The organism is Alcanivorax xiamenensis, from assembly GCF_009846745.1.
Lineage (GTDB): Bacteria > Pseudomonadota > Gammaproteobacteria > Pseudomonadales > Alcanivoracaceae > Alloalcanivorax > Alloalcanivorax xiamenensis.
This window is the reverse complement of sequence record NZ_AQPF01000026.1, coordinates 43,082-55,190: the sequence shown is the minus strand read 5'-3', so window position 1 is coordinate 55,190 and position 12,109 is coordinate 43,082. Positions and strand designations below refer to the sequence as shown.

Below are 12,109 nucleotides of genomic sequence, written 5' to 3'. Positions count from 1 at the left end.
TCCGGCGTCCGGCGTCCGGCGTCTTGCGCTCGTTCCCGCAATCCTTATGCTGGAGCGCACTCCGGCAAGAAGATCATCATGGCGCTGTATCCTCCTCTCGAACCCTATCAGCACGAGTATCTGGCCGTCGGCGACGGCCATGAGCTCTATCTGGAACAATGCGGCAATCCGGACGGTGTGCCGGTGATGGTGCTCCACGGCGGCCCCGGTGGCGGCAGTTCGCCATTGCTGCGCAGACTGTTCGATCCACGTCATTACCGCATTGTGCTCCATGACCAGCGCGGCGCCGGCAAGAGTCGTCCTCATGCCGGTACCGACCACAATACCCTGTCGCATCTGGTCAATGACATCGAACGCATTCGCCGTCATCTGGGCGTATCTCGCTGGCAGGTGATGATGGGAGGATCCTGGGGCAGTACGCTGGCTCTCAGCTATGCTCTGGAACACGGCGACCGAGTGGCGTCGCTGGTGTTGCGCGGTGTCTTTCTGTGCCGGCGGCAAGACATGGACTGGCTTTATACGGAGCACGGCGCCGCCCGCTATCGCCCCGAGCAATGGCAACGGCTGGTGGATGCCCTGCCGGCCGGAGAAGGCACGGTGCTGGCGCGCTATCACGCCGCCCTTGCCGCTGGCGAAGCGCGGAGCGGGGAGGGTATGCGGTTGGCCCGGGAATGGACACTTTGGGAAACCCATCTGTCCGCCCTGATACCGCTAGCCGGCTTGGATGTGGATGGCCACGCCTGGTCCATGGCCAGACTGGAAACCCATTACTTCATGCACGATGGTTTTTTGCCGGAACCCTTGTTGCCGCGCTGCGCGCAACTGCGCTGCCCGGTGGAAATCGTGCATGGCAGCTATGATTTGGTGTGTCCGCCGGAACAGGCGTGGCTGTTACATGAAGCGCTGCCAGACAGCCGTTTGCGGTGGGTGCCCGGTGCCGGCCATGCCACCAGTGAGGCGGGGGTCGGAGAGGCGTTGATTGCCGCGGTCCATCGGCTGGAGCAACGCGGGGATCTGGCGTGAAGGTACTGCTACAGAGAGTGCGCCAGGCCCATGTGGAGGTGGCGGGGGAAGAGGTTGGTCGTATCGGCCGGGGTCTGTTGGTGTTGGTCGGTGTGGAGCACGGTGATGAGTCCGACACGGCCCGGCGGTTGGCGGAACGGGTGAGCGGCTACCGGGTGTTCGCGGATTCCGAGGGCAAGATGAATCTGGATGTTCGCGCTGTGGCCGGGGAAGTGCTGGCGGTGTCTCAGTTCACTCTGGCGGCGGATACCCGCAAAGGGCGCCGGCCCGGATTCTCCAGCGCCGCGGAGCCGGCCCTGGGGCTGCGCCTGTACCAGGAGTTTGTCGAGGCATTGAAAGCACGACGTGTGCCGGTGGCGACCGGCCGTTTCGGTGCTGACATGCAGGTGCATTTGATCAATGACGGGCCGGTGACTTTTCTGCTGGAGCTGTGATCCGGGTCAGGTTGCGTTTTGTAAATGGCCTTTTTTTAGGTGACAGCCGTATTGCAATGGAACAACCCTGGTTTATGATGATTCGCATGCTCCCGGGGATCGTCGATGGGGGCCAAGGCAAGTTCCTTAGGGACGATGGTAAAAAACATCAGGAGATCAAAGATGAAAAAAACGCTTCTTGCTGCTGCACTGATGGGTGCTTCCTTCTCCGCTCACGCCGTGGCTCCGGGTGGTCCGGGCTGTGGTTGGGGTAACCTGTTGTTCGAAGGCAAATCCGGCCTTCCCATGCATCTTTTGGCCACGATTGTGAACGGTACCTCCGGCAACGCCACTTTCGGTATGACTTCCGGTACCAACGGTTGTGACACCAATGGCGCCCTGACCTACAGCGGTGAAAGCCTGCTGGGGATGACCGGCGTGATGGAAGAAGTGGCTCAGGACATGGCGGTGGGTGAAGGTGAGGCCCTGACCGCGCTGTCCGTTTCCATCGGTGTGGACGCGGCGGATCGCGCTCACTTCAACAGCATCATGCATCAGAACTTTGCCTCCATCTTCCCGAGCCAGGACGTCACTGCCGCGGAAGTGATGCAGCAAATCAACATGGTAATGAGCCAGGATCAACAACTGGCCAAGTACGTATAAGTGCTTGACGGCCCCGCTGCTTTGGCGGGGCCTTCGTTTCACGCTTTTCTTTTCCCCTGCCAGGATGTGCCATGCGCACCGGAGTTCTGTGCGCCCTCGCGGGCCTGTTCCTGACCCTGTCCACTACCGTTGCCGCCGCGCAGAATCGGGAAGACCTTGCCCGGGAACCACGCTGGCAGGCCTTGCTGCATATTAACCCGGGCGCCACCCTTCGTGATCGCCACCGCAGCTATGTGGACGACGATAATTTTTTCCTCTCCGACACCGGTAAGGATGATCCGCTGGCGGAGCTGAACGCCTCCATTGACGCGTTGCGGCCAGCACAGGCGCCGGAGCGTTGCCGTTTCCCGGCCCGCTATCGCTTTTTTGCCGAGCACTTGGGTTGGGAAGAGAGTGGGGGGCAAGAGAGCGCGCCTTTCGCCCATTGCGACGAATACATGGAATGGCGTCAATCGGTTCAGGCGAACCGGGCCGTGCTGGTCTTTCCCGCCGCCTACCTGAACAGCCCTTCCTCCATGTTCGGCCATACTTTATTACGGCTGGATCAGACCGGTGACGGGACCGTATGGCTGTCCTGGGCGGTCAATTTTGGCGCCATGACCTCGGAACAAGACAACTCCCTGTTCTACATATACCGCGGCCTGGCCGGCGGCTATCCCGGACGCTTCACCCTGGTACCTTATGTGCAGAAAATCCAGGAATACTCCCATATGGAAAACCGGGACATCTGGGAGTACGACCTGGCTCTGAATCAGGACGAGATTGATTGGGTCATCGAGCATTTGTGGGAACTCAAGGACATCAATTTCGACTATTACTTTTTCGATGAGAATTGCTCGTTCCGGCTGTTGGAACTGATGGAAGTGGCCCGGCCCGGCACCGGCTTGCTGGACAAGTGGCGGTTTGCTGAGCTGCCCGTCAATACGGTGCGGGCGCTGGACGATAAGGACCTGATCGAACAGCGCCATTATCGACCGTCCAAGGCGCAGGAGCTGGAAGCCCTGGTGGCGGAGATGACGGTGGCGGAACGGCGCCTTTCCCGCCGTCTCGCCGATGATCCGGATTTGGCGCAAAGCGCGGAGTTTCAAGCCTATCCGCCGCCACGGCAGGCGTTGATGGCGCAAACCGCTTATCGTCATGTACGGTTTGTTCATCGCAAGGAGGAACGCACCGAGGATGTGGCCAAGCGTTCCTTCGCATTGTTGGGGCTGATGAGCCGGCTGCCAGCGGCGACACCGCCCCGGGTGCAGCCTCAACGTCCGCCGGAAGAGGGGCATGGTACCAAAATGCTGGGCGTCTCCGGCGGCCAATGGGGCGCGGACGATTACGGTCAGTTCAGCTGGCGGATGACCTACCATGACCTGCTGGATAACCGCCGCGGTTTTCTTGATGGCGCGCAAATCGAAGGGTTGGGTGTTACCTTGCGCAGTACCGAAAGCCAGGCGGTGAAGCTGGAGCGCCTGGACCTGGTCAGCATTCGCTCATTGAGTCCCCGCGATACGTTCTCCAAGCCGCTGAGCTGGTATGTGGAGGGCGGGCTGGAACGGGCCTGGGCGCAAGGGCGCCGGCTGACCCGTTATGTTCAGGGCGGCGCCGGCCTCAGCTGGCGCTGGCAGGGCTGGCAGCCCTATGTACTACTCAGCGCCCGGGCGGAAAACAACAGTGCTTTCAGCACCTGGATTACCCCGGGCGGGGGCGCCGAGGCCGGACTGCTATACAACAGCGGCGCCTGGCAGTGGCAACTAAGCAGTGCCGGACATTACTTTACCAATGACGGATACCGGCATCGTTCCCGGCTTAGTGCCCATTACGCACTGGGGCGCCAGCATGGTTTGCGCGCCTCTCTGGAGCGCGAAGGCTGGCGCGGCGACAGTGACACCGGTTTCAATCTGGAGTGGCGATGGTATTACGACTGATGTTGCTGCTGGTGCCGTTGCTGGTGAGCGGTTGCAGCGGGGTATTCTTCTATCCGATGAAGCCCTGGGCGCAGAATCCTGCCCGCCAGGGATTGGACTACGAGGATGTGATTCTGATTCATCCGGATGGGCTGCGCCTGCACGCCTGGTGGTTGCCGGCTCGGGGGGGCAGTGTTGCCACCGTTTATTATCTGCACGGTAATGGCGAGAACATCAGTACTCACCTGGCCAATGTGCAATGGATGCCGGAGCAGGGCTTCAATGTGCTGCTGCTGGATTATCGGGGCTATGGTTTGTCGGAGGGCTCCGCCGAATTGCCGGAGGTCTTCGATGATATCCAGCTCGGGCTCGACTGGCTGGTGGCATCCGGGCGTGCCGAGGGACAGCCGATCATTCTGTTTGGCCAGAGCCTGGGGGCGGCAATGGGAACCCGGGTGTTGGCGCGACCGGTCAATGAGGACAAAGTCCAATGCGTGGTGTTCGAAGGCGCCTTCGCCAGCTACCGGGATATTGCCAAGGATGTGATGGGGCGCAGCTGGCTGCTATGGCCGTTGCAGTGGCTGGTGGTGCCGACGCTGCCGCCACGTGACTGGGATCCGGAAAATAACATTGCCGCTCTGGCGTCGCGCCCTTTACTGATTCTGCACAGCCTGGAAGATCCGGTGATCCCCTACGCTCAGGGGGAGCGCTTGTACCACGCCGCCGAGGCGCCGAAGCTGTTTCAGCCGCTGCGCGGCGGTCATGGGCAGGGAACGAGAGATCCGGCGGTGCGCGCCCGGATCGTCGATTTCCTGCGCGACAAGGCGTGCCTGGGAGGCTGATCGTCAAGCTAGCGCGTCCCTTCGCCAGCAGGCTGGCTCCCACATGCTACGAAGCCGCTGTGGGAGCTTGCTTGCAAGCGAATGACTAACGGTTCGGGGGCATTCGCGGCCAAGGCTGCTTCCCACCGCTGCTTTCCAGCCAGGAGCGGCCAAAGAAAGTACCGCGATCAATCTCTCACTCGTCCTTGGCGGAAACGCCGTCGTTTTCCTCTTCCCGCTGCACCTTCTCTTTCTCGACGAAGCGTCCGAAGATCAGGCCCACTTCGAACAGCAGCCACATGGGCAGGGCGAGTAACGTCTGACTGATGATGTCCGGTGGTGTCAGCAGCATGCCGAGAACGAAACACGCCACCACCACATAGGCCCGGGAAGAGGACAGCTTGGCGGCGGTGGTGGCGCCGGAGGCGATCAGCAGGACAATGGCGATGGGCAACTCGAAGGCGACGCCGAAAGCCAGAAACAGCGCCAGCACGAAATCCAGATAACTGCTGATGTCGGTGGATACCGCCACACCTTCCGGCGCCACCGAGGTGAAGAACTGGAACATCAGCGGAAAGACCACGAAGTAGGCGAAGGCGGCGCCGGCATAGAACAGCAGGACGCTGCTCATCAGCAAGGGGACCGCCAGCCGCTTCTCGTGCCGGTAAAGCCCCGGGGCCACGAAGGCCCAGGCCTGATGCAGAATGACCGGGACCGCCACGAAGATGCTCAGATACAGCGTCAGCTTGAATGGCGCGAGAAAGGGCGCGGCCACGCCGGTGGCGATCATGTGGGTGCCCTCGGGCATCGCCTGCATCAGCGGCGCGGCGATCAGCGTGTACAGTTCCCGGGAAAAATAAAACAGGCACAGGAACACCACCAGAACCGCCACCACCGCACGCAGCAGACGGTTACGCAGTTCCAGGAGGTGAGCTACCAGCGGTTGCGCGGTATCGCCGTGGTGCTCGTCATTCATCGGATTTCTTCTCCTCCGGGGTGGAAGACGCTGGCTCGGAGGGTTCGAGCGTATTCAGACGGCTTTCCGCCTTGATCGGGTCGGGCTTCTGCCGGGCCTGGGCTACCTCGTCCGGGGACAGCAGGCTGTCCTTGGCCTTGCGGATGCTGTCTTCGTCCAGCCCCATTTCCCGCATCTGTTTTTCCATGCGCTCGCGCATGTCCATGTTCAACGCTTCGCGTTCCAGCTCGTTGCGCAGGTTGTTGAAGGTGGAACGGGCACGGCCGATCCAGTAGCCCAGGGTGCGGGCCGCTTTCGGCAGGCGTTCGGGGCCCAGCACCACCAGGGCGATGACAAAAATCAGCAGCAGCTCGGAAAAGCCGACGTCGAACATGGGTAGCGGCTCCGCTCAGGTCAGACCTGATCCTTGTCCTTTTCTTTCTGTTCCTGGGTGGTGTCGTTTTTCTCGTCGGCTAGACGCTGCTGGTCTTGCTCATTTTCGCCATCGCGCATGGAATCCTTGAAGCCCTTGACCGCGCCGCCGAGATCGTTGCCGATGTTGCGCAGCTTCTTGGTTCCGAACAGCAGAACCACGATGGCCAGGACGATGAGCAATTGCCAAATACTGATACCGGAAAACATGATTAATCTCCTCGAGAGGCTTTTTCTTCGTGCCCGGACAGGCCGAAGCGACGCTCCAGTTCCGCCAGCACTTGGTCGGGATGCAATCCTAGATGAGCCAGCATGACCATGGAATGAAACCACAGATCCGCGGTTTCGCTGACCAGGGCCCGGGTGTCGCCGCCGGCTTCCAGGTCCCGGGCGGCGAGCAGGGTCTCGATGGCTTCCTCGCCCACCTTCTCCAGAATCTTGTTCAGGCCCTTATGGTACAGACTCGCCACATAGGAACTGTCCGGGTCCGCCCCCTTGCGGGCCTCCAGGACTTGGTGCAATTGGTTGAGAATATCCGACATGGTGTCTCCAGTGCAGGCCCGTCAGTGTAGCAAAGTACGGGCCGCTACGCGCGCAATGACCACGCCAGCAGCACGGCGCCAGTACCGCCCAGAGGCCAGGCCCAGCCGCTACCGACCAGCAGCGCGTCAATGCCCGCCAGCAGGCCCAGGGCCACCGCGCCGACCCCGGCCAGGGCACGGCGGCGATTGTGGCGCAAGTTTGATGCCAGGCGGAATTCCAGGTCCCGTTGCCGCTGCGGATGATCGCGCAGATTCTCCAGGGCGTCACGCAGCAGATCCGGCATTTCCGGCAACTGAGCGGTCCATTCCGGCAGCCGGTTGCGCAGTTTATTGAGCGTGGCGGCGGGGCCGTATTCCTCCATCATCCACGCTTCCAGCAGCGGCCGGCCCACGGTCCAGATATCCAGTTGCGGGTAGATGCTGCGGCCCAGACCTTCGATATGCACCAGGGTCTTCATCAACAGCACATATTGTACCGGTGCCTCAATGTGGTATTCCCGGGCCAGATCAAACAGGCGCAGGACCAGCGGGGCGAATTCCAGCTGTTCCAGCGAGGCGGAGCGAACCGGTGCCAGCAACTGCGTGGCCTCCTGTTCGAAACGGTGGCGATCGATCGGGGCGTTGCTCCAGCCCGCCCGGATCACCAGATCCACCAGCATCGGGTAATCCTCGCGCATCACCGCCAGTACCATGCGCCCGAGCACGTTGAGGTCATGGCGGGACAGGCGCCCGGCAATGGCGCAGTCCACCGCCATGTATTGGGGCAGATCCGGGGTGGCCGGATTGACGAAAATATTACCCGGGTGCATGTCGGCATGGAAAAAATTATGCCGGAACACCTGGGCGAAGAAGATTTCCACACCGCGTTCGGCCAGGGCGCGCGGGTCGATGCCGGCCGCCTTGATGCGCTCAATGTCATTGACCGGAATGCCGTAAATGCGATCGGAGATCATCACCTGACGGGAGGACACCTCCAGGTGCACCTCCGGGATGTGCAGCAGCGAACTGAACAGGAAATGCCGGCGCATGGTCTCGCTGTTGCCGGCTTCCTGCTCCAGGTCCAGTTCGCCACGGATCACCGACTGGTAATCCCGCACCACCCGTACCGGGTGGAAATAGCGGGAATCGGACCAGAGTTTCTCCAGTATCCGGGCGCCGAAACCCATTACCCGGAGGTCCCGCTCCACCTTCATTTCAACGCCGGGGCGCAGTACCTTGACCACGACTTCACGGCCGTCCAGCAAGGTGGCCGGATGCACCTGGGCCACCGAGGCGGAGGCCAGCGGCCGCTCGTCGAAGGTGGCGAACACCTGGTCGAACGGCTTAGGCAGACTGGCCTGGACCTTTCGCCGGGCTTCGCCGCCATCGAAGGGCGCCACCTGATCCTGCAGGCGCGCCAGGGATTCGGTCCAGTCCGGTGGCAGCAGATCCCGGCGAGTGGCCATCAACTGGCCGAATTTGATGAAGATCGGCCCTAACTCCTCCAGCGCCAACCGCAGACGTTCGCCTTCGCTGAGGTCGCCGGTGCCGCGCCAACTGGTTGGCACCAGGTACTGCAGAAAGACCAGCAGCGGGCGAATGGGATGCGCCGAAAGCAGGGACAGCAGACGATAGCGGCACACCACCAGGGTGACCGAGAACAAGCGGGCAAACGGTGGCATCAGGGCGCGGAACTCCTTGCGGACCTGTTCCCACCCGGTTCGATAATCGCGCCGGGGGCCGTTTTCTCACCAGCCAGGGTGCGGTGAGCGCGGTGTGGCTGGTTACATGAGCGAATCGCAACGCGGGATCGCGGGAATACGGCCCCGACCCTTCGGGTTGCGCCCCAAAGCGGGCCAGTCGGTGTTCTTCGTCGTTCATTTAGCACGCTAAACTTCTCTCCTCACGCCTTGCCTGGCCCGCTTTGGGGCGGCAACGCGACTATCGAACCGGGCGGGAACAGGCCTTCAAACGCTGAACGCGGGCTTCCAGGCGGTCCACATCACCGCGCAGCTCATCCACGTCCTGATAGAATTCGTACACTTCCCGGCGCAGTGCCAGCAGGCCGGACTCGTTGCCCAGATAGTCGCCCACCTGGTCGCCGAGGCGGCGAAACGCCTCGCGGGCCCAGCCTCCCAGGCGCAGGGCGCCCTGATGCAGGGTCTGCGCCAACTCGCCACCAAGCGCCGGCTCCAGCATGGCGCCCCAATCCAATTGCAGGTCGCGGGCCAGCTCACGCAAGGATTGCAGCAGTTCACGGTTGCCCTCGATGCGAACCGGGCCGCCGATGGCGCTGGGCTGACGTTTCCAGTCCAGCAACAGCGCGGCCAGGTCCACCGGGTTGCCGGTGACGCTGACGTCCGCCGCCGCTTCGCTGCGCAGGTACAGCTCGACGCCGTCATCCACGATCAGCAGAAACACCGAGGTGCGCGGCAAAGTGCTGTGTACCCCCAGCAGCCGGCCGGCATGCTGGCGGAGCGCGGCGGCGGTCACCGGGTCGCCGCGCAGTGCCGTGTTGATGGCCCGTTCCAGGGCGGCCACGGCGGTGGTGGAGAGCAGTCCGGGATCCGACATCAGGCTTTGAACCCCCGGTGCAGGGCCACCACGCCGCCGATCATGTTGAAGTATTCGGTACGCACGAAACCGGCCTCATCCATCATGCCCTGCAACGTGTCCTGGTCCGGGTGCATGCGGATCGACTCGGCCAGGTACTGATAACTGTCGGCGTCGTTCACCACCAGTTTGCCCAGCCGCGGCCAGACCGCGAAGGAGTACAGGTCATACAGCTTGGCGAAGGGCTTGTTCACCGGCTGCGAGAATTCCAGTACCAACAGGCGTCCGCCCGGTTTGAGCACGCGCAGCATGGAGCGCAGGGCCGCGTCCTTGTCGGTGATGTTGCGCAGACCAAAGGCGATGGTCACGCAATGGAAGCTATTGTCGGCGAAAGGAAGGTGCTCACCATTGACCTGGGCCACTTGTGTGTTGTGTCCGCAACCCGCGTCGTAGAGCCGGTCCCGGCCCACGCCCAGCATCGCGTCATTGATGTCGGCCAGGACCACCTGGCCGGTTTCGCCGACCAGGCGGGAGAATTTGATCGCCAGATCGCCGGTGCCGCCGGCTAGATCAAGCACCCGTTGGCCCGGGCGCACCCCGGCCAGTTCGATGGTCATGCGTTTGAGGATGCGATGGCTGCCCAATGAAATCAGATCGTTCATGACATCGTATTTGGCCGCCACCGAACGGAACACGCCCGCCACCCGCTGTTGCTTTTCCTGCCAGGGAACCTGCTGGTAGCCGAAGTGGGTTACTTTGTCGTCGTTGGTGTCGGTCATGGGATGTCCTTGAACGGAAAAGGGTGCCGGCTGAACAGGCGCGTCATGATCGCGTCCTCGCGGGCCGCCACTCGCTCAAGCAGGGCGGTCACGCTGGGCACCGGTTTCATTACCCGGAAACTGCGGTCGATGAAATCATACAGGTTCGAGAAGCCCGCCGCATGAGCGGGTTTGCGCACCAGCCGGAAGGTGGTTTGCAGGGTGCGTGAGCGGATGTAGCGGTCCAGCCGGGGCCCCAGTTCCTCCACCAGCGTGATCTGTTGCCGGCGCGCGCCATCGTCACCGAGATCCCGGTAGCCTTCGGCGTAGCTGGCGGGATCCAGCGGCTGATCCAGCCGGGCTCCCAGCGTATGGACCAGGGCCTCATCCAGTTCCTGGGTGAGCATCGCCGCTTCCAGGGCCACCGCGGAGGTGGCCATGACCCGGTCGGGCAGCAACTTCAGCGCCTTGGGCAGGGCACGGCGAATCTCGGTGGCCACCGGCAGCAGATCCTGACCACCGTAGACATCATCCAGCAGGAAAGTCAGCGCCGGTCGCAGCTGGTGATCGGCGAGCAGATCGGCGTGGGTCTCGGCAAGCCGCTGCCGTTGGGTGGCCCGCAGCCGTTGCAAGCGGGCCAGAAACACCGCGTCGTCAACGTGTTGGCGCAGCTGAAAAAAGCGCGCCAGGGCATGCTGCAAGCGAAGGCCGGCGGTGTCGGCGGCGCCATTGGCTGGGGACTGGGAAGTGGGCATGGTCAGAGTGTCTTGACGAACACCTTGGAATTGCGCTGCCAATTATACAGCTGCTGCCGCTGCGCCGGCAGGCTGTGTACATCCGCGGGCTGGAATCCCTGCTCCTGAAACCAGTGGGCGGTATGGGTGGTGAGCACGAACAGCCGTTCCAATCCCTGCTCCCGCGCCCGCCGCTCCAATTGCCGCAGCAACTGAAGGCCCCGCTCGCTACTGCGATACTGCGGGTGCACGGCGACACAGGCCAACTCGCCCACTTTTTCCGCCGGGAAGGGATAGAGTGCCGCGCAGGCGATCACCATGCCGTCCCGCTCGATGATCAGGAAGCGTTGTATCTCGCTTTCCAGCAACTCCCGGGAGCGGCGCACCAGGGTGCCGTCCGCCTCCAGCGGAGAGATCAGCTCCAGTACGCCGCCGACATCCTCGATGCGGGCGCCGCGCAGGGTTTCATAGGTCTCTCTCGTGACCATGGTGCCGCAGCCGTCACGGGTGAACAGTTCCTTCAACAGTACGCCGTCGTCGCTGGCGTCGAGCAGGTGGGCGCGTGCCACGCCGTTGCTGGCCGCGTGACACGCGGCGGTAAGGTGCCGTTCCAGAGCGCTGTCCTGTAGACGCTGTCCGGCGAGCAACCGTCCGGCTTCCTGCGGCGTCAGCTCGCGCAGTATGCGCTGGTGTTCATCGTCAATGCGCACGCCGTCGCCGAGCACGATCAGCTTGTCGGCGGCCAGGGCAATGGCGGCGGTGGAGGCCACTTCCTCCGCATTCAGATTGAACAGCTCGCCGGTGGGGGAGCTTCCCAGCGGGGATAGCAGCACCACGTTGCCGGCGTCCACCTGGCGGCGGATCGGTCCGACCTCGATGCGGCGTACCTCGCCGGTGTGCTGGTAGTCAAAGCCGTCGCGCACCCCCTTGGGCTTGGCGATGACGAAGTTGCCGCTGATCAGCTGGATCGAGGCGTTGTGCATGGGCGTGTTCGCCAACCCCATGGAAAACAGCCCTTCCAGCTTCAGCCGCAGTGCGCCCACCGCGGCGATCACCGCTTCCAGCGCGGCGCTGTCGGTGATCCGGGTGTGGTGCTCGAAATGGGTTTCCAGGCCGGCGGCATGAACGCGCCGGCTGATCTGCGGCCGGGCCCCGTGAACCAGCACCAGGCGCACGCCAAGGGTATTGAGCAGCGCCAGGTCATGCACCAATGAGGGCAGTAACGGACTGTCCAGAACCTCGCCGGTCATCATCACCACGAAAGTACGGCCACGATGCGCGTTGATGTACGGTGAGGAATTGCGGAACCAGTTCACCTGGTCGGTAGTGCTCACGGTTTTT

At 62.7% G+C, this 12,109-nt stretch carries 14 protein-coding genes; 5 read left to right on the top strand and 9 right to left on the bottom strand.

Annotated elements, in window-relative coordinates; translation table 11 throughout:
* The 5 genes from pip to A6D6_RS14585 all read left to right on the top strand — a co-directional run.
* Nucleotides 1-1,023, top strand: a 1,023-nt coding sequence (gene pip / locus A6D6_RS14605) for a prolyl aminopeptidase (RefSeq protein ID WP_255461657.1), incomplete at its 5' end; no start/stop codon positions are given.
* Nucleotides 1,020-1,457 carry a D-aminoacyl-tRNA deacylase gene (gene dtd, locus A6D6_RS14600; RefSeq protein WP_133491609.1) on the top strand — a complete coding sequence of 146 codons (438 nt, stop codon included), beginning with the start codon at nucleotides 1,020-1,022 and terminating at the stop codon, nucleotides 1,455-1,457. The genes pip and dtd, both read left to right, overlap by 4 nt.
* Nucleotides 1,458-1,619: 162 nt before the next feature.
* The gene (locus A6D6_RS14595) at nucleotides 1,620-2,099 is read left to right on the top strand and encodes a DUF3015 domain-containing protein (protein ID WP_133491610.1); all 480 of its coding nucleotides are present in this window, start codon (nucleotides 1,620-1,622) and stop codon (nucleotides 2,097-2,099) included.
* Between the two features lie 71 nt (nucleotides 2,100-2,170).
* A complete protein-coding gene (locus tag A6D6_RS14590; RefSeq protein WP_159661135.1) occupies nucleotides 2,171-4,015 on the top strand; it encodes an Lnb N-terminal periplasmic domain-containing protein in 1,845 nt (614 codons plus the stop codon).
* A complete protein-coding gene (locus A6D6_RS14585) occupies nucleotides 4,000-4,836 on the top strand; it encodes an alpha/beta hydrolase (RefSeq protein ID WP_159661134.1) in 837 nt (278 codons plus the stop codon). The genes A6D6_RS14590 and A6D6_RS14585 overlap by 16 nt, the downstream gene beginning before the upstream one ends.
* 175 nt (nucleotides 4,837-5,011) lie before the next feature.
* Here the strand turns inward: A6D6_RS14585 and tatC are convergent, their stop codons facing one another.
* From tatC to argA, 9 genes are all read right to left on the bottom strand, one after another.
* Nucleotides 5,012-5,791, bottom strand: coding sequence for a twin-arginine translocase subunit TatC (gene tatC, locus A6D6_RS14580; protein WP_159661133.1), 780 nt, complete (start codon nucleotides 5,789-5,791; stop codon nucleotides 5,012-5,014).
* The gene (tatB, locus tag A6D6_RS14575) at nucleotides 5,784-6,164 is read right to left on the bottom strand and encodes a Sec-independent protein translocase protein TatB (RefSeq protein WP_159661132.1); all 381 of its coding nucleotides are present in this window, start codon (nucleotides 6,162-6,164) and stop codon (nucleotides 5,784-5,786) included. Before tatB ends, tatC begins: the two co-directional genes overlap by 8 nt.
* A 20-nt stretch (nucleotides 6,165-6,184) precedes the next feature.
* On the bottom strand, nucleotides 6,185-6,412 hold the full coding sequence (gene tatA, locus A6D6_RS14570; RefSeq protein WP_133491615.1) for a Sec-independent protein translocase subunit TatA: 228 nt from the start codon (nucleotides 6,410-6,412) through the stop codon (nucleotides 6,185-6,187).
* A gap of 2 nt (nucleotides 6,413-6,414) precedes the next feature.
* Nucleotides 6,415-6,744 (bottom strand): phosphoribosyl-ATP diphosphatase, encoded by a 330-nt coding sequence (locus tag A6D6_RS14565; RefSeq protein ID WP_133491616.1) that lies wholly within the window; start codon nucleotides 6,742-6,744, stop codon nucleotides 6,415-6,417.
* A gap of 44 nt (nucleotides 6,745-6,788) precedes the next feature.
* A complete protein-coding gene (locus A6D6_RS14560) occupies nucleotides 6,789-8,405 on the bottom strand; it encodes an AarF/UbiB family protein (protein WP_159661131.1) in 1,617 nt (538 codons plus the stop codon).
* A 259-nt stretch (nucleotides 8,406-8,664) separates the two neighbouring features.
* Nucleotides 8,665-9,297, bottom strand: coding sequence for a ubiquinone biosynthesis accessory factor UbiJ (locus tag A6D6_RS14555; protein WP_133491618.1), 633 nt, complete (start codon nucleotides 9,295-9,297; stop codon nucleotides 8,665-8,667).
* Nucleotides 9,297-10,055: a bifunctional demethylmenaquinone methyltransferase/2-methoxy-6-polyprenyl-1,4-benzoquinol methylase UbiE gene (gene ubiE / locus A6D6_RS14550; RefSeq protein ID WP_133491619.1), complete on the bottom strand. Its 759-nt coding sequence runs from the start codon at nucleotides 10,053-10,055 to the stop codon at nucleotides 9,297-9,299. The genes A6D6_RS14555 and ubiE overlap by 1 nt, the downstream gene beginning before the upstream one ends.
* Entirely contained in the window at nucleotides 10,052-10,789 is a 738-nt protein-coding gene (locus A6D6_RS14545; RefSeq protein WP_159661130.1) for a DUF8198 family protein, read from the bottom strand. Before A6D6_RS14545 ends, ubiE begins: the two co-directional genes overlap by 4 nt.
* A gap of 2 nt (nucleotides 10,790-10,791) precedes the next feature.
* The gene (gene argA / locus A6D6_RS14540) at nucleotides 10,792-12,102 is read right to left on the bottom strand and encodes an amino-acid N-acetyltransferase (protein ID WP_133491621.1); all 1,311 of its coding nucleotides are present in this window, start codon (nucleotides 12,100-12,102) and stop codon (nucleotides 10,792-10,794) included.
* Nucleotides 12,103-12,109: the final 7 nt, after the last annotated feature.